This is a genomic window from Thiocapsa imhoffii, from assembly GCF_016583985.1.
Classification (GTDB): Bacteria; Pseudomonadota; Gammaproteobacteria; order Chromatiales; family Chromatiaceae; genus Thiocapsa; species Thiocapsa imhoffii.
In genome coordinates, this window is record NZ_NRSD01000114.1 from 1 (window position 1) to 444 (window position 444).

General features: G+C 61.0%; 1 protein-coding gene. It reads right to left on the minus strand.

The window, feature by feature from the left end; all coding sequences use genetic code 11:
• Nucleotides 1-32: 32 nt before the first annotated feature.
• Nucleotides 33-444: helix-turn-helix domain-containing protein (locus CKO25_RS20890; RefSeq protein ID WP_276569072.1), on the minus strand; the 412-nt coding region annotated here is incomplete at its 5' end.

The window sequence follows — 444 nt, forward strand, 5'->3', positions numbered from 1 at the left end:
CGCGATGGATTCGCGCATGGACGTGCGGTGAGCTAGCTGGCAGGGGTGTTGGCTTCGTCATCCTCACTGGGATCATCCGATCCGTCTTCTTCCATGCCGAGGTCCTTAATCTTACGTGTTAGGGTGTTACGCCCCCAGCCTAATAGCCTGGCTGCTTCTTGGCGCCGACCACCGGTATGCTCAAGGGCACATTCGATCAGAATGCGCTCGAACGCCGGCATCGCGGAGTCAAGGATGTCGTGATCACCCTGCTGCAAGCGACGCCGGGTCCAGGCGCGCAGCGTGCCTTCCCACTGGTCATCAGAATGCGCCGCTGCTGAGATGCCCTCTAAGTCGGGCGGTAGATCACCCACATGGATCTGCTTGGTCGAGGCCATTACCGTGAGCCAGCGGGCGGTGTTCTCAAGCTGGCGCACATTGCCGGGCCATTCGAGCCGCTCAAGC